This window comes from Roseitranquillus sediminis (genome assembly GCF_016918935.1).
Lineage (GTDB): Bacteria > Pseudomonadota > Alphaproteobacteria > Rhodobacterales > Rhodobacteraceae > Roseitranquillus > Roseitranquillus sediminis.
Map to the genome: position 1 here is coordinate 23,767 of NZ_JAFFOB010000007.1, position 20,929 is coordinate 44,695.

General features: G+C 70.3%; 20 protein-coding genes. 16 read left to right on the plus strand and 4 right to left on the minus strand.

What is annotated here, in order from left to right:
• Nucleotides 1–21 precede the first annotated feature (21 nt).
• The 8 genes from JM664_RS03480 to JM664_RS03515 are packed head-to-tail and all read left to right on the plus strand — an operon-like array spanning nucleotide 22 to nucleotide 7,369.
• Nucleotides 22–1,821, plus strand: coding sequence for a hypothetical protein (locus JM664_RS03480; protein ID WP_227418519.1), 1,800 nt, complete (start codon nucleotides 22–24; stop codon nucleotides 1,819–1,821).
• 2 nt (nucleotides 1,822–1,823) lie between these two features.
• The gene (locus tag JM664_RS03485; RefSeq protein ID WP_227418520.1) at nucleotides 1,824–2,291 is read left to right on the plus strand and encodes a hypothetical protein; all 468 of its coding nucleotides are present in this window, start codon (nucleotides 1,824–1,826) and stop codon (nucleotides 2,289–2,291) included.
• A gap of 39 nt (nucleotides 2,292–2,330) precedes the next feature.
• Entirely contained in the window at nucleotides 2,331–3,149 is an 819-nt protein-coding gene (locus JM664_RS03490; RefSeq protein WP_227418521.1) for a hypothetical protein, read from the plus strand.
• A 29-nt stretch (nucleotides 3,150–3,178) separates the two neighbouring features.
• Entirely contained in the window at nucleotides 3,179–3,739 is a 561-nt protein-coding gene (locus JM664_RS03495; protein WP_227418522.1) for a hypothetical protein, read from the plus strand.
• A gap of 4 nt (nucleotides 3,740–3,743) precedes the next feature.
• Nucleotides 3,744–4,784: a serine/threonine-protein kinase gene (locus tag JM664_RS03500; protein WP_227418523.1), complete on the plus strand. Its 1,041-nt coding sequence runs from the start codon at nucleotides 3,744–3,746 to the stop codon at nucleotides 4,782–4,784.
• On the plus strand, nucleotides 4,781–5,425 hold the full coding sequence (locus JM664_RS03505) for a hypothetical protein (protein ID WP_227418524.1): 645 nt from the start codon (nucleotides 4,781–4,783) through the stop codon (nucleotides 5,423–5,425). Before JM664_RS03500 ends, JM664_RS03505 begins: the two co-directional genes overlap by 4 nt.
• The gene (locus JM664_RS03510) at nucleotides 5,425–6,663 is read left to right on the plus strand and encodes a PASTA domain-containing protein (RefSeq protein WP_227418525.1); all 1,239 of its coding nucleotides are present in this window, start codon (nucleotides 5,425–5,427) and stop codon (nucleotides 6,661–6,663) included. Before JM664_RS03505 ends, JM664_RS03510 begins: the two co-directional genes overlap by 1 nt.
• A 16-nt stretch (nucleotides 6,664–6,679) precedes the next feature.
• A complete protein-coding gene (locus JM664_RS03515) occupies nucleotides 6,680–7,369 on the plus strand; it encodes a PASTA domain-containing protein (protein WP_227418526.1) in 690 nt (229 codons plus the stop codon).
• A 109-nt stretch (nucleotides 7,370–7,478) separates the two neighbouring features.
• On the opposite strand, the gene JM664_RS03520 is transcribed toward JM664_RS03515, so the two are convergent.
• Nucleotides 7,479–8,417, minus strand: a complete 939-nt coding sequence (locus JM664_RS03520) for a zinc ABC transporter substrate-binding protein (RefSeq protein ID WP_319637514.1) — start codon at nucleotides 8,415–8,417, stop codon at nucleotides 7,479–7,481.
• Nucleotides 8,418–8,547: 130 nt separating this feature from the next.
• Between JM664_RS03520 and JM664_RS03525 the strand changes: the two genes are divergently transcribed.
• From JM664_RS03525 to JM664_RS03535, 3 genes are read left to right on the plus strand one after another with little or no spacing between them, the layout of a single operon-like run.
• Nucleotides 8,548–8,988, plus strand: coding sequence for a transcriptional repressor (locus JM664_RS03525; protein ID WP_227418780.1), 441 nt, complete (start codon nucleotides 8,548–8,550; stop codon nucleotides 8,986–8,988).
• On the plus strand, nucleotides 8,985–9,722 hold the full coding sequence (locus JM664_RS03530) for a metal ABC transporter ATP-binding protein (RefSeq protein ID WP_227418527.1): 738 nt from the start codon (nucleotides 8,985–8,987) through the stop codon (nucleotides 9,720–9,722). The genes JM664_RS03525 and JM664_RS03530 overlap by 4 nt, the downstream gene beginning before the upstream one ends.
• Nucleotides 9,719–10,516, plus strand: a complete 798-nt coding sequence (locus JM664_RS03535) for a metal ABC transporter permease (RefSeq protein ID WP_227418528.1) — start codon at nucleotides 9,719–9,721, stop codon at nucleotides 10,514–10,516. Before JM664_RS03530 ends, JM664_RS03535 begins: the two co-directional genes overlap by 4 nt.
• 125 nt (nucleotides 10,517–10,641) lie before the next feature.
• Here the strand turns inward: JM664_RS03535 and JM664_RS03540 are convergent, their stop codons facing one another.
• Nucleotides 10,642–11,886 carry a serine hydrolase domain-containing protein gene (locus tag JM664_RS03540; RefSeq protein WP_227418529.1) on the minus strand — a complete coding sequence of 415 codons (1,245 nt, stop codon included), beginning with the start codon at nucleotides 11,884–11,886 and terminating at the stop codon, nucleotides 10,642–10,644.
• 201 nt (nucleotides 11,887–12,087) lie between these two features.
• Nucleotides 12,088–13,875 carry a tetratricopeptide repeat protein gene (locus JM664_RS03545; RefSeq protein ID WP_227418530.1) on the minus strand — a complete coding sequence of 596 codons (1,788 nt, stop codon included), beginning with the start codon at nucleotides 13,873–13,875 and terminating at the stop codon, nucleotides 12,088–12,090.
• Nucleotides 13,876–14,119: 244 nt separating this feature from the next.
• Here JM664_RS03545 and JM664_RS03550 point away from each other — a divergent pair, with 244 nt between their 5' ends.
• Entirely contained in the window at nucleotides 14,120–14,809 is a 690-nt protein-coding gene (locus JM664_RS03550; RefSeq protein ID WP_227418531.1) for a 5-formyltetrahydrofolate cyclo-ligase, read from the plus strand.
• Nucleotides 14,810–14,922: 113 nt separating this feature from the next.
• Here the strand turns inward: JM664_RS03550 and JM664_RS03555 are convergent, their stop codons facing one another.
• The gene (locus tag JM664_RS03555) at nucleotides 14,923–17,208 is read right to left on the minus strand and encodes a heavy metal translocating P-type ATPase (RefSeq protein ID WP_227418532.1); all 2,286 of its coding nucleotides are present in this window, start codon (nucleotides 17,206–17,208) and stop codon (nucleotides 14,923–14,925) included.
• A 162-nt stretch (nucleotides 17,209–17,370) separates the two neighbouring features.
• Here JM664_RS03555 and JM664_RS03560 point away from each other — a divergent pair, with 162 nt between their 5' ends.
• The 4 genes from JM664_RS03560 to JM664_RS03575 all read left to right on the plus strand — a co-directional run bounded on the left by JM664_RS03560 (nucleotide 17,371) and on the right by JM664_RS03575 (nucleotide 20,922).
• The gene (locus JM664_RS03560; protein WP_227418533.1) at nucleotides 17,371–17,799 is read left to right on the plus strand and encodes a MerR family transcriptional regulator; all 429 of its coding nucleotides are present in this window, start codon (nucleotides 17,371–17,373) and stop codon (nucleotides 17,797–17,799) included.
• A gap of 108 nt (nucleotides 17,800–17,907) precedes the next feature.
• A complete protein-coding gene (locus JM664_RS03565) occupies nucleotides 17,908–18,228 on the plus strand; it encodes an ArsR/SmtB family transcription factor (protein WP_227418534.1) in 321 nt (106 codons plus the stop codon).
• Between the two features lie 40 nt (nucleotides 18,229–18,268).
• Nucleotides 18,269–19,750 carry an FAD-dependent oxidoreductase gene (locus JM664_RS03570; protein ID WP_227418535.1) on the plus strand — a complete coding sequence of 494 codons (1,482 nt, stop codon included), beginning with the start codon at nucleotides 18,269–18,271 and terminating at the stop codon, nucleotides 19,748–19,750.
• A complete protein-coding gene (locus tag JM664_RS03575) occupies nucleotides 19,747–20,922 on the plus strand; it encodes an MFS transporter (RefSeq protein ID WP_227418536.1) in 1,176 nt (391 codons plus the stop codon). Before JM664_RS03570 ends, JM664_RS03575 begins: the two co-directional genes overlap by 4 nt.
• The last annotated feature ends 7 nt before the right edge of the window (nucleotides 20,923–20,929 follow it).

A 20,929-nucleotide genomic window follows, 5' to 3' on the forward strand; every position in this document is an offset into this window, starting at 1 on the left:
CCATTCGAGAGGACGACCGAGATGCCCGACATCGAGAACATGACGCCCGGCGAGGTGCTCGCAGAGGCCAGCGTCGCGGACTTCATCAAGGCGCTGGGACTGTCGATCGCCGAGGCGCAGCGCGCGCTGGACGAAAACTCCGTCGACCAGATCGGCGAGTTCATCCGCCCGCGCGAAGGGCTCGACGGCCGTTCGCTCCTCGACCTCGGGTTGTCGCCGGCCTTCTATCATTATCAGCACGCCGACATCAGCTGCTCCATGCAGCTGTCGCTCCGGGTCGAGAAGGACCTCAGCGTCGGCGTCAACCTGTCCGGCTCATTCAGCGACACCTCGACCAGCGACGAGAACCGCTCGGAGAGCACGACCTCGACCGAGAGCGGGTCCACCGAGGTCAGCCGCGAGCGCACGGCCGAGATCGAGATTCAGTCCGCCTCGACCGGCGCCGTCTCGATCGGCGGGCGCGAGTTCCAGCTGTCGGGCGGCGATCCCCTGACCCGGATCCGCGCGCTGCAGGAAGCGGTAAGGTCGGACGCCTCGGCAGGAGTGCCGCGGCTGCTCTACGAGCCGACGCCTAGGACCTTCACCATCACCACCGATGCTCCGCCCGACCGCGTGCACACGACGTCCAACACAGTCGCCTTCCTCGGTTCCGCGAGCGATTTCGCGATCATCCAGATCGATGCGAACGCTGATACGAGCTACGTCTTCAATGGTACCACGACCATCGCCACCACTGCCCAGGGGGATCTCGACACCTATGCCGCGCATGTGGAGGCGCAGGTGCAGGCAGCGGGCTACACGACGCTGCTGGCGTCCCCCACGAGCCCGCTCGTCACGGTCAATTTCGCCACGGGCCTGCACCACTTCCAGGAGACAAATCCCGACGGACCGGTGGACAACACAGGCGACCGCAGCCGCCTGAAGCTGATCGCCCTCGTCGCACGCGCGAGGAATCTCGCGATCACCGTTCAGGGATACGCGGACGCACAACGCTATCCCGGCGGCCAAGCGATCTCGGATCAGGAGAACCGCCGGCTGGGCGACCGTCGTGCGGCGGAGATCAAGGCGATCCTCGAGAGCTACGGGGCGGATCCCGCGCGCGTTAAGATCACGCCGTCGACTGGAGCGGCGGATGCGAACGCGGACGTCACTGCCGGAGGATCGCGCGCAAACGTCAATTTCCGGCGCGTCGATGTCCGCATTCCCGGGCGCCCGCACTGGCTCTCGGTGAAGTCGAATACCGCCGCGCAGGCGATGAGCGGCATCGACCCCGACCGCCGCGCGCCGGGCAGCACCGGCAACGGCTTCATCTTCCTGCTCGCCACGCAGGCCCTCTCGCTGTCGGGGATGAAGTGCACCATCGACGGCACCGACTTCCCCTTCTCGGGCTCCGCTGCGGGCGGGCACGCCTCCGGCTCGGCCGAAGCCTACGCCGTCAACCTGAGGGACGACATCAACGGCAACGCCAGCGTCGACTATCAGGCCTCGGCCGATGGCAACATCGTGACGGTCTTCGGCAAGAGTTCGCCCTTCAAGGTCACGCTGCTCACGGCGGAGAACCGCCAGATCCAGCTCAGCGGCCGCGACGGCGTGTCGATCAAGCGCGAGTTTACCCGCACGTCGACCTCCAGCCTGACGCGGCAGAACACGGGCAACCGCACCGTCGCCGTCGGCGCCTCGGTCGATGTGCGCTTCGGTCGGCAGTTCGAGATGAACGTCACCGGCAACTCCGCGATCTCGGCACGGCTCGTCTCGATCCCGGCGCCGCCGCAGTTCCTTGAGACGATCAAGGAATACCTGCGGCAGGACAACGAGGGCTGACGATGGCCGAGACGCCGCAGGTCGTCCGCTCGCTGCTGTCGGCGCCGCTGCCGCAGATCATCGAGCGTCTGGGGGTGGCGGTCGCGCAGGCGCAGATGGCGCTCGACACGAACTCGGTCGAGATCGCGAAGACGATGTCCGAGACCGAGGTCGAGATCGGCGACAAGACCTACAACCTGCTCTCGCTCGGATTCGTGCCGAGCTTCTATGCCTTCACCGAGGCGACGGTGGAAGCGAAGCTCAGCTTCCAGATCTCCGAGTCGACCGAGACGTCGATCAACGTCGGAGTGCAGGCCGGCGTGCAGTACGGCGTCTTCATGGCCGCCGCCTCGATCGACGTCGGGTACGCGCGCAAGTTCAGTGTCTCGGCCGAAGGCATGTCGTCGCTCGCGGCGCGGCTGGTCTCGCTGCCGCCCCCCGAAATCTTCCTCGAATTGCTCAAGCGCGAATACCAGCAGGACATTCAATAGGGCGCCGGCCGCGTCCGCCGAAGGACAGGAGAGTCAAGGATGTCGATCGGACAGGAACTTCTGAACGTCCCGATGGGGGACATGATCCGGCAGATGGCCTTCGCGATCGCGGACGGGCAGGCCAAGCTGGACGAGAACTCGATCAACACCGCCGAGATGATGGGCGGCCTCACCACCGTCTACGACGCCGAGGGCAACGTTACCTTCGACGACAGCCGGGTGTTCTTCGGCTACGAGTACATGACGCTGGCCGAGGCGGTGGCCTACGCGATCATGGACGACGCGGTGACGGGCGCGCTTGACGAGACCGAGGCGGTCAAGCTCCTCGACCTCGTCAAGAAGGTGGCACAGCAGCTTCACGGCATCAACATCACGGGAACCGACGGTCAGAGCATGATCGACGGGATGACGGACGAGCAGAAGCGGCTCGAGATTCGGGTGCCGACGCGCCTGTCGATGATGGAGCTCGGCTTCGCGCCGACCTTCTATCAGTTCGTCGACACGATCATCGAGGTGAAGATCGCCATCAAGATCACGCGGACGAGCGAGTACACACACACCCGGCGCAATCGAGACTCGTCAGTCGACAGTTCGAGCCGGCGCAAGCGCAGCTTCTGGGGCACGAGCCGGTCGTCAAGCTACAGCCGCGACGTCGCTACCAGCCAAGTGGATGCGACCTACGCCAACAAGTACTCGTACTCCGCCGAGGGCGCCTCGATCCTGCGGACCAAGATCGTGCCGGTGCCGGTGCCGACAGCGCTCGAGGACCGGATCCAGTCCTTCATGCAGACCGAGGAGGCGCGGCGCGAGGCGAACCTCGAGAAGCGGCGGACGGAGTTCGGTCTGACGAACGGCTGATGGCGGGCGCCTGACAGGAGGAACGAGAGATGTCCGTCAGCACGGAGATGACCAACACGCCCTTCCCCGAGATGGTGCGGCTTCTCGGGATCGGCATCGCCGAGGCGCAGTACGAGCTCGACCTCGTCTCGCTCAAGATCGCGCGGATGATGGCGGGCTACATGCCCGACCCGGAGCCCGAGCCGGGACAGCCGCCGCCCGCGCCGTCCGGCACGCCGGAGCGGACGGTGCTGGTCAAGCTCGGCGATGGCAACGAGTACTCGCTGCTCGAGCTCGGCTTCGTGCCGACTTTCTACCAGTTCGTCGACACGCTGATTGAGCTGAAGCTGTCTATCTCAGCCTCGCGCGAAACCAACATTTCGCGCTCGTCGACCACCGTGAACGCGTCGGTCACGGGCAAGGTCGGCTTCTTCTCGGCCTCGGCCAAGATGCGGGTCAGTTCGGTCTCGGCGTCCTACTCGGCCAAGTACCAGTATTCGGCCGAGGGGTCGTCGCTGATGCGCACGAAGCTCGTTCCGGTGCCGGCGCCGGCGATCCTGGAAGAGCGCATCCGAGCGATGATCGCCTCCACCGTCGAAGAGGAAGGATGACGCGATGACCCGGCGCAGCTGGCGCGACCTTGCCGGTCAGCAGGCGACGCCTGCGGCCCCGCCGCGCTCTCCGGCGGCGGCGGGCGACGGCGACCTTCGCCGCGCCGCGGAGCTGGCGCCGCAGAGCCGCCTGGGCGACCTGCTGGCGCAGCGCGAGGCGCTGGAGCGGCGGCTGCGCGGCCTCACCGGCGCGCCCGGCAGCGAAGACGCCGCACGGGTGGCCCGCTTCCAGGTGATGACCTTCGCGGAGCGGCAGGCGCAGCAGCGCGAGCTCGACGCGCGGCAGGCCGCGCTGCGGCAGCGCCAGGACGCGCTGCGCCGCGCCGGCCAGACGCCCGGCGGCGGTTCGTCCCCCCTGCCCGGCTTCGCCGACACGCCGCTCGCGCAGCGGATGGAGGCGGGCCTGCCGGAGGGCACTGCGCTCGGCCGAGACGCGCGTTCGGGTCTCGGGCTGCCGGCGCTCGGACAGCTGCGCCAAGGCCGCGAGAGGATCGCGGGCCGCAGCCGGGCCGCCCGCAGCGCGCCTGTCGACCCCCTGCGGCGCGTCCAGGCGCAGGCGGAGGAGGTCGGGCGCCCGCTGCGGGACGTGGGTCGCCAGGTGTCGGATGCGCGGGACCAGCTTGCCGACCTCGACCGCCGGCTTGCCGCGGAGGGCGTGAGCGAGGCCGACCGCGCCGCCGTCCGCGAGGGCGTGGGCGGCGACACGCTCGACAAGGTCGGCGCGCGGCTCGACAAGGCGAACGCGGCCCTCGACGCGCCGAAGCGGATGGCCGACAAGATCGAAGCGGGCTGGATCGCGCGCGAGCGGCAGGTGACGGCGCCGATGGACCGTTTCTCGTCCTACGCCACACAGCGCGACCGCCGCCTCTCGACCGAGTTCGGCGGCTCGGGCGACCTCTTCGAGCGCATGATGCGGAACCGTAGCCGCGCGCTCGAGCGGCGGCGCGAGGCGCAGGCCGAGGAGGCGCGCGACCGCCGCCGGCAGGAGCGCGCGCAGGAGGCCGGGCGCGCCCGCCGCGCCGAGATGGAGGGCCCGAGGCGATGAGCGACGGGGCCTTCATCGCCGACACGCTGGAGAGCCTGATCGTCGGCATGGCGGAAAGCTTGCGCGAGGCCCAGGAGGAGCTCAGTGCGACGCCACCGCTCGACGGGTTCGGCCGACCGGTACCGCAGTACCGCATCCCGTACCTCGACTTCGAGATCGGCTTCCGCCTCGTCACCGAGACCAAGTCCTCGGGCGGCATGCGCCTCATCTTCGCGCCGGTCACGTCGAGCGAGGCTGCCCGCGAGGTGACGTCCCGCATCACCGGGCGCTTCGTCTCGATTCCGCCGGGCGAGGGCCTGCCGCTCCCCGTCCTCTCGGCGCAGATCACGGGCTCCGGCGCGGAACGCGAGCTGCGGGTGACCGCGGCGACGACGGCCGGCGAGCTCCTCGCCGGCGCGGAAGTGCAGCTCAACGTGGAGGTGGCCGCCTCAACCGCGCTCTCTCAGGCGGCAGGCATCACGAACCCGCGCATCGCAGGTGAGGTCGGCTTCGGCGCCGCTGTGCTGACGACCGGCGAGGACGGCACCGCCATCACCACGATCACCTTCGGCGCCGGGCTGCAGTCGAATGCGCGGGTGGTGGTGACCGCGGAACTCGGCCCCGAAATGATCCGCCTCACCACCGGCAAGGGCATCGGCTGATGAAGCGCATTCTGATCACCGCGCGCCTGTTTGGCGATGAGGAGGAGCCGGCGGCCGGCCACGTCGTCACGCTCGAGCTCTTTCGCATCGAGGGCGGCACCTGGCTCGAGATCGCGCGCAGCGAGACGGCCGGCGACGGACGACTGCAGATCGACCTCGACCCGGCCCAGCTCGGCATCGAGGGGGTCGCCCCGGCGCTCCGTCTCATCGAGGAAGGCCAGCCCGCGCCGCGCGTCCTCTCTGCCGGCGGCATGGTGCGCTACGATGGCCGCAGGCGCATCCTGTTCGTGGACTTCGGCGAGATCGAACGGCTCGAGGAAAGCGCCTACTCCCGCCCCGCCGTCGAGGAGAGCTTTTCCGGAAGCCCGGACGCCGTTGCGGGCGTGCCCCGGCGGGCGGGGCTGAACCAGCACATCATGCTGAGGAACCTCGACCGGAACGCGGTGCTGCGTGACGCCGTCTCCCGCAACCGGGTACCGCTCGGCGGCCTCGTCCTCAACACCACACCGGCGGTTGAGGTCGCGGAAGCCGGTTCGCCGCGGCTCCGCGACGAGGTCGTGGTGAAGCCCGCAGCGGATATCGCGGCGGCCATCCCACGCGAGGTCGACACGCTGAAGGGCATCATGATCGAGAAGGACAACCTCATCGTCCAGAAGGACCAGCAGCTCCTGTCGAGGACGAACGAGCTGAACCTTGCGAAGGCCCGGAACGACGAGCTGGCGAGCCGCCTCTCCACGGAGGTCGAGCGCGCCGACATCGCGGAGAAGAAAGTCGCGACGTTCGAGGCGCAGAAGCGGGTGACGGCACCCGTGACCTCCGTCGTTGCGGGCCTCGGGACGAAACTCGCCGACGCCAACGCCGAAATGAAGTCGAAGGCGGTCCCCTTCCGCCTCGGCGCGGTCAAGATTGATGTCCGCGGCCGCCTCAGCGAAGACGGCAGCGCGATCGTCATGGGCGACGACGTCAGGGACGGCTCCGGCTTCAGCGCTGAAATGCACGCCGACGCGCAGGCGGAGCGGCCAACGAGTGGGGTCACTGTGCCCGACGTCGGCGGCCTCACCACGGCGGCGGCCCAGAGGGTGCTGCGCTCGATCGGACTGAAGCTCGCGGTCGCGCAGCAGACGCTTCCCGCGGGCAGCGGCACGCCGGGTCAGGCACTGATGCAGCATCCGCGCGCCGGCGAGAGCGTCGCGCACGGCAGCGACGTCCTCGTCGTCTTCGGCGTCGCGTCCGCATGAGAGGGATCGGGAGTCCATGACCACCATAAAGTCGCTCGTGAACGATGTCGTGGCCTCGCCACTCGGCGACGTCATTGCTGCGGTGGGTCGCGGGGTGGCAGAAGCGCAGAACGCTCTCGACGAAGCCTCGCTGGCCGCGGTGCTCGATATCTACGCCGAGAACGACGACGCGAAGATCCGCCTCCTGCAGGAGATCGGCTACCGCCCGACGTTCTACGCGCTGCCGGATACGACAGGCGAGGTGCGCGTCGCGCTGCGGTTGGGACAGGGCGCGGCCGGCGCCGCCGGCGCGCAGGCGACGCGGCCGGCTCCGGCCCTCGCGACGCCCGCAGTACGGGCGGTGCCGCTCCGCATCGGCCTGAACGCGCGCCTCGGCTCCAAGCTCTACGCGACACCTGTCGACGCGGCGTACCAGAACCAGTTCGGCTACACCGCCGACGTCTCGGCGAAGGTGACCTTCAAGATCGTCCCGATCCCCGCACCGCAGGGCGCGGACGAGCTGCGCGTCGTGCCCGACCTCGGCGGCCGCACCGCCGCAGAGGCGGAGGCGGCACTCCGGCAACTCGGCCTCAACGCGTCGTTCCGCAACGCGGACGGCACCGTGCGACAGGATCCCGACCCCGAGGCAGAGGTGGCCGCGCAGGAGCCGGCGGCGCTCACGATCCTGCGCATCGGCGACGACGTCGTCCTGAAGCTGGAGACCTGACGGCAATCAGCGGCCGAGGGAAACCAGAATCGTCGGCCGAGAAACCTTCGCCGCAGGTCCGGCGAGTAGCCGCTGCACCCCCGGCGCGGTCGCGACGTCGCGACGTCAGTTACTCCGCGCAGCCAACCATCTCCTCCGCCACCGAGCGCAGGAGCTGCGGGTAGAAGTCAGGCCCGCTCTCGAGCCCGACACCGAGCGGATCGATGACGGCGGAGCGCGCCCGTGTTCCCTCGGTCACCGTACGGACGAGCGCCTGGTTGTACTGCGGCTCTGAGAAGACGCACGTTACACCGAGTTCCGTCACCGTCTCGCGCACCGCCTCGACCCGCGCCGGGCTGGGATCGCTTGCGTCACTGAGCGAGATCGCTCCCGCGGCCTGAATTCCGAAGCGCGCTTCGAAGTAATGGTAGGCATCGTGGAAGACGATGAAGTCCATCCCGCGGGCGGGAGCGATGAGCCGCTCGATCTCGGCCTCGACGGCTTCGATCTCCGCGTGTCCCGCCTCGGCGTTCGCTGCGTAGGCCGCGGCGTTCTCCGGGTCGAGGCGCCCCATCTCATCCGCGATCACCTCGAGCCACGCCTTGCCGTTCTCTGGATCGAGCCAGGCATGAGGATCATGCCCCTGCTCGTGGTCCTGTTCCTCCTCGTGCTCTTCGTGCGCGTGCTCGGCGAAGGTGGCGCCCGTCCGGAACTCGAGCACGGTCGTCGTGGGCGCATCGAGCAGCGCGACAGACACGGCATCCGGTGCGAGGTTGGCGATCGCATCCTCGAGCCACGGTTCCAGTTCGGAGCCGATCCAGAAGACAGCATCCGCCTCGCTCAGCGCGCGCGCCTCGGACGGACGCATGGAATAGCCATGCGGCGAGGCGCCAGGATCGACCACGAGGGATGGCTCGCCCAGCCCGTCCATGACGCGGGCGACGAGCGAATGCACCGGCGCGATGTCCGTCGCGACGCTCGGCACCTCTGCCGAGGCGGTAGCGGCGGAAAACGCGGCGCCGACAAGAGGCGCCAATCCGGCAATGGCACGACGCAGACGAATGGACACCAGCACCTCCTGTAATTATATAACGTTGACGAAGCTCTATGCGATACTGTATAACATTTCAAGAGCTGGTCCGGAGGAGAGGGTGCGCGAGCAGGTCGAGGTGTTCGGCGCACATGATCACGCGGGCTGCATGGCCGACGCGATGGCGGCGGCTGAGAGACATTGCACCGCAAACAAGCTCCAGTTCACCCCCAGCCGGCGGCGCGTGCTCGAGATCCTGCTCCGCGAGCACAAGGCGATGGGCGCCTACGAGATCCTCGACAAGCTGCGTGAGGAAGGGCTCGGCTCGCAGCCGCCCGTCGCCTATCGCGCCCTCGACTTCCTCGTGACGCACGGTTTCGCGCATCGGATCGAGCGGCTCAATGCCTTCATCGCCTGCACCCGCACCGAGGATCGGCACACGCCCGCCTTCCTGATCTGCCGCTCCTGCGATCGCGTCGTAGAGGCCGATACTGATCCGGAGGCGGGCGAACTCGGCCGCGCCGCCAAGCGGACTGGCTTCATCATCGAGCGCACCGTGCGGGAAGCCGAGGGGTTGTGCCCCCGATGCGTCGAGCGGAACGCCGCATGAACGAGTCCCTCGTCCAGACCACCGGACTGACGGTCCGTTACGGAGAGACACTGGTCCTCGAAGGTGTGGATTTCCGCATCGCGCGTGGGGAGATCGTCACGATCGTCGGCCCGAACGGGTCCGGTAAGTCGACGCTCCTCCGCGCGCTTCTGGGCGGTGTGGGACCCTCCGCCGGTCGCATTGAAAAGATGCCGGGGCTGCGCATCGGATATGTGCCGCAGCGCCTGGTGCTCGACCCGACGCTGCCGATGTCTGTCACGCGCTTTCTCGGCCTGCCGCGGCGCGTGACGGCGCGAGCCGCCGAGGAGGCGCTGGACCGCGCGGGCGTCCCCGGCACCGGCACGCGACAGATGTCCGCGCTCTCGGGCGGGCAGTTCCAGAGGGTCCTCCTTGCCCGCGCGCTGCTCGAGAAGCCGGACCTCCTGATCCTCGACGAGGCGGCGGCGGGCCTCGACCAACCCGGCGCCGGCGCCTTCTACCGCCGCATCGCGGCGGTGCGGGCCGAGACGGGCTGCGCCGTGCTCATGGTCAGCCACGACCTGCACGTCGTCATGAGCGCCTCCGACCGCGTCATCTGCCTCAACGGCCATATCTGCTGCGAGGGCGCGCCCGAAGTCGTGGCCGAGGCGCCAGTCTATCGCGCGCTCTTCGGCGAGGGCACGCAAGGGGCACTCGCGCTCTACCGGCACCACCACGATCACCACCACCACCGCGGGCAGGACGCCGCCGAATGATCCTCGACGACTTCATGGTCCGCGCCGCGCTCGCCGGCGTCGGCACGGCCTTGGCGGCGGCACCTCTCGGCTGCTTCGTCGTATGGCGCCGGATGGCGTATTTCGGCGACGCGACCGCCCACGCGGCCATCCTGGGCGTCGCGCTCTCCCTTGCCCTGTCGCTGCCGGTCTTCGCCGGGGCGCTGGTGGTCGCGCTCGTCATGGCGACGGTGGTGACGATCCTGACCGGGCGGGGCTACGCGATGGACACGCTCCTCGGCGTGATGGCGCACTCGGCGCTGGCGTTCGGGCTGGTGGGGGTGTCGTTCCTTACCAACGTCCGCATCGACATAATGGCCTATCTCTTCGGAGATATCCTGGCGGTGTCCCGCGCCGACCTCGCCGTCATATGGGGCGGCGCCGCCGTCGTGCTGGCCCTTGTCGCCTGGCGCTGGTCGGCGCTGCTGACAGCCACGCTCAACCCCGACCTCGCCCGCGCCGCCGGCATCCAGCCGAAACGGGAGCAGCTCGTCCTGACGCTCGCGCTCGCCGTGGTCGTGGCGGTCGCGATCAAGGTCGTGGGCGTCCTGCTGATCACCGCCATGCTCATCATTCCCGCGGCCACTGCGCGCCCGTTCTCGCGCACGCCCGAGGCCATGGCCGCCATCGCGTCGGGCGTCGCGATGCTCTCCGCGTGGGGCGGGCTGCGCGCGTCCTACATGCTCGACACGCCGACAGGCCCGACCATCGTCTGCGTGGTGGCAGTCCTCTTCTGCCTCTCGACCCTCATTTCGGGAACACGCCGCCGAGCTTGACACCGGTGCCGGACTCGTTGCGGTGCCGAGGGGACGACGCCCTTGTCCTGGATATGGCGAAGCCCGACTTGCGGACTCCGCCTCGCTCCCGGACCTGAGCTCCGCTCGCCGCCTCGGCGGATGTCTCAGTTGAGCGCGGCGACCACGGCGTCGAAGAACGCCATCGGGTCGATTGGCTCCTTCCCAAGCGGCTTGGGCTGCGCCATGTGCGTGGCGATGACCACGTTCCTCGTCGGGTTGATGTAGACGTTCTGCCCCTGGATGCCGATCGCGGCATAGGCACCGTCGGCGGTCGAGCCCTCGGTCCAGCCGGGCCACCACATCAGCCCGTAGTCGATGACGGTCCCGTCATCGAGGGTCTGCTTCTGCCCCGCCATGTCGGTCCAGCCCTCGGGCAGGACACGCTCGCCGTCGATGACGCCGCCCTCGAGGAAAAACTGGCCGAACCGGGCGTAGTCGCGGAGCGTGGCGGAGATGCCGCTGCCCCCGATCTCCACGCCGTCCGGCGAGTCGAGCCACCAGTTGGCGTCCGCCTCCATGCCATAGGGCTTCCAGATCTGTTCGGAGAGGTAGTCCGCGAGCGGCCCACCGACGGCGCCGTAGACCACCTCGCCCAGCACCTGCGTCTCGCCGGTCGAGTAGTTGTGGATCGTTCCCGGCTCGCCGGCGCGGGGCAGCGCGGCCATCACCTCCATCGCGCCGCCCGGCTCCTGGGCGATCTGCGCGCGCAGCAGGTCGCGGCGGTCCGAGGTAGGGTCGGTGTAGGTCTCGTTCCACTGCACGCCGGAGGCCATCAGGAGTACGTCGCGGATGCTCACGCCGTCATAGGCGCTGCCCTCGAGCGCGGGCACGTACTCGACCACCATGTCGTCGACGCTGCCGATGTGGCCGTCTTCGATCGCCGCGCCGACGAGTGTCGAGGTAATCGACTTCGCCACCGACATCGACATCCATCGCGTCTCGGGCGTGTTGCCGCGCTGGTAGGTCTCGTAGACCACCTCGCCATCCTGAAGGACGATCATGCCCGTGACGTTGTTGAGCGCGAGGAAGTCATAGAGGTCGTAGGTCTTGCCGTCGGCCTCCATGGAGACCTCGCCCTCGAGGTCCTGCTTCGCCTCGGGCAGGGGTCGCGGATCGTCGCCCGCCTCGATCACGCGCACCGGGAAGAGGCGGTCGATGTTGCGAAAGGTGTTGACCGCGAGGTCGGGCGTAAGGTGGCCGTCATAGACCTGCTCCACCGTCCCGATCGGCTCGTCCGCATGGGGATAGTCCTGAGCCACCGCCCCTCCTGCCGCAGCCAGTGCGCCTGTCATCGTCGCCACCCCCAGGACCGATGGCCAGATGCAGGTCTCGTTCTTCGACGTCAGCATGTCAGCTTCTCCTCCAGCTCTGTTTCGTCCCCGCACAGGTTCGCGCCGCCCCGATCCACTTGCACCACGCGTCCGGGCGAGGCGCAAGGTTGCACCTGCGCGCAAGCAAGTCTGCTGCCGACATGGATCGGCCGTGGCGCCAACTCGTGAGCGCCGGACGGTTTGGATATCTCTGGCCGCCGCCTCGGCAGGCAACGCGGCTCAGAGCCGGTCGAGCGTCGGCTCCTCCTCGCCCGTCCAGGCATCGCGCCACATCGTCATTGCGGCTTCGGCGCCCTCCGGATCGTCTTGCGCCTCCCTTGCCTTGGCAAGACCCCAGTACGCCCAGCCGTTGTCGGGGCTCTCCACGAGGGTGGCGAAGAACTCCTGCTCCGCCCGCTCGGCCTGACCGTCGGCGAGGAGTGCTGCGGCAAAGCTCTGCCGCGCCGGATAGTACCAGAACGGCGGCTCGAGGTACGGCAATTCGGCCTGGATCGCCGTCGCCCGGCCCCAGTGGTCGATCGCCGCGTCGCGGTCGCCCTCGGCCATCGCTGCCCGCGCCAGCACGCTCTCCTGCATGATGTCGACGAGCGGCGCGCCCGGCATTCCGGGGATCGCCGCGCCCCAGTCGGTGGCCTCGTCGAGCGCGGCCAGCGCCTCTGCCTCGGCGCGCGCCTCCTCCGGCTGTCCGAGCCGCGCTGCCGCCTCTCCACGTGCGTAGCGCCACGCCGCCTCGATGTAGGCGGGCGCGTCCGCGGGAGCGGGTGCCGCGAGGATCTCCTCGAACTTCGCCGCGTCCCCGAACTGGACCTTGGCGAACCATGGCGCCGCCTTGATCAGTTGCACCCAGCCCTCGACCGTCGCCATCTCCATCGGCAGCGCCGCGTCGAGCTGGTCGGCGGCCTCCATCACCGTGTCCGCCTCCCCCGCCATCTGCGCCGAGGTCAGGACGAAGTGCACGTTGTGGGGGTAGTAGCCGTAGCGGTAGATCGGGCTGATGGCGTCGCCCGCCTGCGCAATGTACGCCTCGTCAACCGCCACGGCCGCAATGTTGGCGTCGAGCGAGTCGGCGAAGCGCCCGACCCGGAAATAGGTGTGGGCCGGCATGTGGACGAGATGTCCCGCTCCGGGCGCCAGCTCGCCCAGTTCGGCGGCGTAGCGCTCGGCGCGCCAGGGATCGTCCGACGCTTCGGTCATGTGGATGTAGAGATGGATCGCCAGCACGTTCTCGGGGTTGCGCCCGAGGACCGTCTCGAGGCGGCGGAGACCGTCGCCGGCCGCGCCCTTCGGCGTGCGTCCGCCAACCTCCCAGTAGTCCCACGGCTGCGCGTCCATGATCGCCTCGGCCGCCAAGGCCTGGACCTGGTCGTGCTCCGGAAAACGATCGGCGACCTGCTGCATCGCCTCGGCGTAGGCGGCATCGAGCGCCGCCCGGTCGGCCGCCGGAACCTCCGAATAGCGGGTGAGCAGCGCTTCGGTCAGCGCCCGCTCGAGCTCGGTCCCGGCCTTTTCGGCCGCCAGGCGCGCGGCCTCGAGTGCGCGTGGATTGTTCGCAGGATCCATCGGGTCATTGATGTTGGGGCCGAGCGCGTAGGCCTCGCCCCAGTAGCAGAGCGCACACTCCGGGTCCGCCGCCTGCGCCGCCCGGAAGGCCCGCACCGCCTCGAAATGGTTGAAACCGTCGACCAGCCCGACGCCTTGCTCGAAGTAGGGGCGCGCCGTCTCGTTCACCGTCGCCTCAAGTGCCGACGAGGCGACCCCCGCGATCAGCGTCGGCGGAGCCGCGGGATCCGCGGCCGTTTGCGCGTAGGCTTTCGCCGCGCTGATGAAGAGACCGCGGCGCGTCGGCCCCTCCGCCGTCGTCGTGCGGCAGATCGAGAGGCTGGCGCTGAGCGGGTCGAGCGCGGACACGCCACTGCGCGCCTCGTCCGCCGGGCCGACAAAGGAGATCGTGGGAAGCGCAACGAAAAGAGCACAGCCGGCAGCGCCGGCGAGAAGCTTGGATCGCATCTGGCCCTCCTGGACCCGCAATCCCCATGGCTGCGCAGACTCGCGCGGGCCGAACGAGCGGTGCGCCTGCGGATGGTCTCACATCTCCCCGCTCCGATCAATTCGGTGCCCGCGCGCTTCGGTCGATCGCAAGACGTGCGGCCCGTCCACTGGCAGGCCTTTTCGCGCACCCCGGAATGCCTGATAGAATGAGGACAGCTGGCCGCGGGCGCGACGGCGAGCCCCCCGATGCGAGTGACCCCGCATGAGCGACGACCGCCCTCTCGGCTATGCCTCGCCCCCGTGCCTCGCGCACGAGGTCGATCCAGCGTACTTCGACCCGCTCGCCGTCGATCCGCAGCAGGCGGCCGATGTCGCCCGCTGGCGCCGAACCACGCGCGAGCGGCTGCTGGCCGAGCGGGCAGCGCTGCCCGCATCCGCGCGCACGGAGATGGGCAGGGCGCTCGCGGCCGGGCTCGATGCCCTTCTCGCCGAACAGGTCGGACCGGTCTCGGGGCGGATAGTCTCGGCCTATTGGCCCATCAAGTGCGAGCCTGACCTGCGTGGGTGGCTCCGGCGGCTGCTCGCTGCCGGAGCCACCACGGCCCTGCCGGTGGTGGAAACGAGGGCGGCGCCGCTGGTCTTTCGCTGCTGGCGACCCGGTGCGCGCATGACGCGCGGCCACTGGAACATTCTGGTGCCGCCGGAGGATGCCGGTACCGTCACGCCGGAGGTCACCATTGCACCCCTCGTCGGCTGGGACGCCGCCGGGTATCGGCTTGGCTACGGCGGCGGCTACTTCGACCGCACCCTCGCGGCGCTTTCGCCCGCGCCCTTCGTCATCGGCGTCGGTCTTGAGGCAGCCCGGCTGGCGACGATCTACCCGCAGCCGCACGACGTGCCGATGGATGCGATCGTCACCGAGGCGGGCCTGCGGATAGTTCGGGGCCGCTGACGCAGATCCACCGCGCGGGCTGTCGCCGCATGTTCCCGCGACCCTCCGCGGAGGACGCGGAACAGGCCGGGCAGAGATTTCCCGATGGGTGCTCGCGAGCGACATGAGCCCTCTCACTGCCGGTCGGTCGCCAAGCGGATCCGCCCGCCCCTCGGCATAATGGCGGCGTGCGGGCGCATCGCCGCGCTCTCCCGCTCGGGGCGGAAGAGGAGCAGGCGGAGCGCATTCAGCGTCACCAGGACCGTCGCGCCGGTGTCGGCGAGGATCGCGATCCAGAGGCCGGTGATGCCGAAGACGGTGGTGACGAGGAACACGCCCTTGAGCCCGAGCGCGATGGCGACGTTCTGGCGGATGTTGGCCATCGTCGCGCGGGCGAGGCGGATCTTGCCGGCGACGTCGGTGACGCGGTCGCGCAGGATCGCGGCATGGGCGGTCTCGAGCGCGACGTCGGTGCCCGAGCCCATTGCCACGCCGACATGCGCCGCAGCGAGCGCCGGCGCGTCGTTGATGCCGTCGCCCACCATCATCACCTGCGCCGCGCGGGCGAGGGTCCGGACCTCGGCCACCTTGTCCGCGGGCAGGAGACCGGCGCGATGGTCGAGCCCGAGGCTGGCGGAGACGGCGGCGGCGGTGCGGGCATTGTCGCCGGTCAGCATCACCGGGACGACGCCCATCGCGCGGAGCTGGCGCACGCCCTCGGCGGCATCCGCCCGCGGCTCGTCGCGGAGCGCGATGAGGCCGAGTGGCGTCCCGGCACGCCAGACGGCGACCACGGTCTTGCCCTCCGCCTCCAACGTGCCGATGCGCGACCGGACCTCATCGGTCAGCACGCCCGCCTCATCCGCGAGGCGCGGCGAGCCGACGGTCGCCGTCGCGCCATCGACCACCGCCTCGGCGCCCTTGCCGGGGATCGCCCGCGCGCCCATGGCGCCCAGCTGCGCGATTCCGTCCGCCTCGGCGCGGGCGCAGATCGCCTTGCCGAGCGGGTGGCTGGCGCCGCTCTCGACGCCGGCGGCGACGGCCAGCAACTCCGCCGCCGTCCCCGCCAGCGGCACGAGGTCGGTCACGCGCGGGCGGCCGTGGGTCAGCGTGCCGGTCTTGTCGAAGGCGACGTGGGTGGTGCGCGCCGCCGCCTCGATCACCGCGCCGCCCTTCATCAGCAGGCCGTTCCGCGCCCCCGCCGACAGCGCCGAGGCGATGGAGGCCGGGACCGAGATCACCAGCGCGCAGGGGCAGCCGATGAGCAGCAGCGCCAGCGCCCGGTAGACCCACTCGCCCCAGGCCTGCCCGAAGGCGAGCGGCGGGACGACAGCGACGAGCAGCGCCGCGCCGACCACCGCCGGCATGTAGACGCGGCTGAACCGGTCGATGAAGCGTTCGGTCGGGGCGCGGGCGCTCTCCGCCTCCTCGACGAGCCGGATGATGCGGGCGACGGTGTTATCCTCGGCCGACCGGGTGACGCGGATCCGCAGCGCCGCCTCGGCGTTGATCGAGCCCGCGAAGACCTCCACGCCCGGCTCCTTGAGGGACGGCACGCTCTCGCCCGTCACAGGGCTTTCGTCGACGCCGGAGACGCCCTCGATCACCGCGCCGTCGGCCGGCACGCGGTCTCCCGGCCGGACGAGCACGACCTGGCCGACCTTGAGGCTCTCCGCCGGCACCTCGCGCGTGCGGCCCCCGATCTCGAGCAGCGCGGTCCGCGGCACCAGCCGCGCCAGCGCCCGGATGCCGTCGCGCGCCTTGCTGGCGGCGAGCCCCTCCAGCATCTCGCCCACGGCGAAGAGGAAGACGACGAGCGCCGCCTCCTCCGCCGCGCCGATCACCAGCGCCCCGGCGGCGGCGATGGTCATCAGCATCTCGATGGTGAAGGGCATACCCGCGCGCGCCATGGCCACCGCCCGCCGCGCGATCGGCAAGAGGCCGATCAGCGTCGCCAGCGCGAACGCCCAGTGCGCCACCTCGGCGGAGGCGGCGAGCCGCACCGCCCAAGCCGCGGCGAGCAGCGTCCCGGTTCCGAGCACCAGCCGCCCCTTGGCGGTGGCGTGCCACTTCGGCGCGACCTCCTCCGCCGCGCGCGCCATCGGCTCGACCTCCTCCGCCGACTTACCGGTAGCGGCTGGGAACGCCCCGTCCGGCAGGATGAAGCCGCCCTTCGGCCTCTCCGGCGCGGCGCCCTTCGGCGCGATGCCGAAGCCGAGCGCGCGGACGGCGCCCTCCACCCGCTCCGGCGGCGTCCGCGCCTCGTCGAGCGTCAGGCGCAGCCGCTCGGCGAGGAACGCCACGTCGACCTCGGCGACCCCCGGCAGCCGCTCGACCGCGCCGCGCACCTTGGTGGCGCAGGCGCCGCAATCCATGCCCGTTACCCGCCACTCGCGCTGCCTTGATGCGCCGTCTGCCATTCCGTTCTCCCGTTGTCCGCGTAGGTCAGATACGACCTCCAGCGGCTAGAGCTTCAAGCCCTTTCTCCGCGATCTGGGGCCTCGCATCTCGCGTGGCCTGCGGCCAGAGCCTTGCCTGCGGGCTACCTGAACCTACAGTGACTGTAGCAAAGGGGAACGGCAATGATCTCTATCGGGACGCTCGCCGGGCGCACCGGCACCAAGGTGCAGACGATCCGCTACTACGAGCAGATCGGCCTCCTGCCGGAGCCGGAGCGAACCCAGGGCGGGCAGCGCCGCTATGACGATGCCGACCTTGACCGTCTCGCCTTCATCCGCCACGCCCGCCAGCTTGGCTTCACCCTCGAGGCGATCCGCGAGCTGCTGGAGCTCTCGGACCGGCCCGAGCGCTCCTGCGCCGAGGTCGATGCCATCGCCCAACGGCAGCTGCGCGAGGTTTCGGCGCGGATTGCCCGCCTCGAGGCGCTGCGCGGCGAGCTGCGGCGGATGCTGCGCGAGTGTCAGGCCGACCGGGTGGCGGACTGCCGCGTGCTCGAGGTGCTGCGCGACCATGCCGAGTGTCTGACTGATCACGACCGGATCGGGACGTGAGGCCCAGCCGGCGCATCAAGTCGCCACCGTCGCGCTCAGCGCGACATAATTTCGAATTACCTGGAAATACCGCTTGACGCGGCGCAGTCGACTGCGCAGTGTTATTCTATGAACATCGAAACAGCCTCTCGCCAGCTCGACGCACTGGGAAAGCCGACCCGGCTCAGGATCTACCGCACGCTGGTGCGCGCGGGGACAGCCGGCCTCTCGGTCGGGACGTTGCAGGAGCGCATGGCAATGCCGGCCTCGACCCTGTCGCACCACCTCAAGCGCCTCGTGGAGACCGGCCTAGTCTCGCAGGAGCGTGTGGCGACGACCTTGATCTGCCGGGCAGAATACCCGGCCATGAGCGCTCTCATCGGATATCTCGCGGACGAGTGCTGCGCGGACGAGCATGCCGAAGAGGCCCAGGCGGCGAGGCCATCGTGAGCCGATTCACACTCAAATCCCCAGACTGGAAGGTACTCCCATGACACCCTCCAAGACGCTTCCGATCGCGGTGCTCGGTGCCGGCCCGGTCGGCCTCGCCGCCGCCGCGCGTCTGGTCGAGCGCGGGCTCGAGCCGCTGGTCTTCGAGCGGGGCGCGCAGGCTGGCGCGAGCGTTGCCGAGTGGGGCCACGTCCGCGTCTTCTCGCCTTGGCGCCACAACATTGACGAAGCCTCCCGCGCGCTGCTCGAGGCGGAGGGCTGGCGGGAGCCCGACCCGGACGCCTTGCCGACCGGGGCGGAGATCGTGCGCGACTACCTCGCGCCGCTGGCGGCGCATCCGGCGATCGCACCGAGGCTGAAGACGCGGGCGACGGTGCTCGCCGTCACCCGGCAGGACCGGAGCAAGCTCCACTCCGACGGACGGGAGGCGGTGCCATTCGTCGTCGTCTGGCGCGACGCGGAGGGGCGGACGCACCGCAGCCTCGCCCGCGCGCTGATCGACGCCTCGGGCACTTGTACCCGGCCGAATCCGATCGGCCGCGACGGCTTGGCCGTCGAAGGCGAGGTCGAGAACCGCGCCCGCATCGCCTACGGTATCCCCGACGTCAAAGGCGCCGCCCGCGCCGACTATGCCGGCCGGCATATCCTTGTCGTCGGCGCCGGCCACTCGGCGATCAACGTCGCTCTCGACCTCGTCGGCCTCCAGGAGGACTCGCCACGGACCCGCATCACCTGGGCCACCCGTGGCGGCGGTGTCGGCCGGCTGCTCGGCGGCGGACTCAACGACCAGCTACCGGGCCGCGGCCAACTCGGCCTCGCCGCGGTCGAGGCGGTGCGCTCGGGACGGCTCTCGCTCCTGTCGCCGCTCGCCGTGCGCCGAATCGAGGCGCGGGGCGACGGCCTCGCCGTCAGCGCCGAACGCAACGGAGCGGAGGTCGCGCTCGAGGTCGACCGGATCGTCGTCGCGACCGGCTTCCGACCTGACCTCGACCCGCTGCGCGAGCTGCGCCTGTCGCTCGACCCGAGCGTGGAGGCGACGCCGGCACTGGCACCGCTGATCGACCCGAACCTGCACTCCTGCGGGACGGTGCGGCCGCACGGGGTCGACGAGCTCGCGCACCCCGAGCCCGGCTTCTACATCGTCGGCGTGAAGTCCTACGGCCGCGCGCCCACCTTCCTGATGGCCACCGGCTACGAGCAGGTGCGCTCCGTCGTGGCCGAGCTCGCAGGCGACTCCGTCGCCGCGCGGCAGGTCCACCTCGTCCTGCCGGAAACGGGTGTCTGCAAGGTCGCCGGTCCGGCGCCGGCGGCCGCGTCCTGCTGCGGCCCTGCCGAGGAAGGCTACTGCGCCGCCGCGCGGTCGGAGGTAGCGGCTGACGTCACCGACGCCTGTTGCGGCGGCCCGGCGAGGGAGAACGCCGAGGCCTGCTGCGCCGCCGACGAAGATGCCAAGGCCGGAGGAATGGCCGGCTGCGGCTGCGCTTCAACGGCCAACGCCGATGCCTCTTGCGCACCGGCATGATCTCGCACCGTGCCGGCGTGATCTCGGCGCTGGGAATCGTCGAGATCTTCGCCTGGGGCTCGACATTCTACCTGCTGGCGGTTCTGGCAGAACCCATCATCGCCGACACCGGCTGGTCCCGGACCGTCGTCACCGGCGGCATCTCCCTCGGCCTCCTCGTCGCGGGCGCGGTGGCGATCCGGGTCGGGAGCTTGATCCAGCGGCACGGCGGCCGTCCCGTCTTGGCCTCGGCTATGGCCCTTATCGCGGCGGGACTGGCCCTGCTCGCCGCCGCCCCCAACGTGGCAGTCTACCTCTGCGCTTGGATCCTCCTCGGCGTCGGCATGGGCGCTGGCCTCTACGACGCCGCCTTCGCAGCGCTCGGCCGACTCTACGGGCGGGACGCGCGGCGCGCGATCACCGCCCTCACGCTCTGGGGCGGGTTCGCGAGCACCGTCTGCTGGCCGATCTCGGCCCTCCTGGTCGAGTCGATCGGCTGGCGCGGCACCTGCCTTTCCTACGTCGCGCTGCACCTCACCGTGACGCTGCCGCTCTGCCTGATCCTGCCGCGCGCGGAGCCGCCGCTGCAGTCCAAGGCGGCGTCGCGGTCCGCGCCAGCGTCCTCGCCGCTCCGCGACCCGAAGTTCTGGCTGCTGGCGCTCGCGGGAACCACGCTCGCCATGATCGCATCGCTCTGGTCTGTGCACCTGATCTCGATCATGCAGGCGCACGGGCTGACGCTGGCGGCCGCTGTCGCGCTCGGCACGCTGATCGGTCCTGCGCAGGTCGGGGCGCGCGTGGTGGAGATGCTCTCCGGCGGACGGCACCACCCGATCTGGACGATGCTCGCCGCCACGCTCCTCGTCGCCGCCGGCTTCGCGGGCTTGCGGGCCGGAGTGCCGGCCTCCGCCGCCGTCGTCGCCTACGGCGCCGGCAACGGCATCTGGTCGATCACGCGCGGTGCCATGCCGCTCTCGCTCTTCGGGCCGGACGACTACCCCGCGATCATCGGGCTGCTGGCGGCCCCGGCGCTAATCGCCTCCGCCTTCGGACCGGCCGTCGGCGCCGTCGTCATCGAGCGCTTCGGCGCGGAGGGCGCGCTGGCCCTCCTCGCGGGCGCGGCCCTGCTTCCGGTCCTCTGCGCCATACTTGTCTTCGTGCTGCTCCGAAGAAACACGCCGCTCTCGATCTGATGCTGGC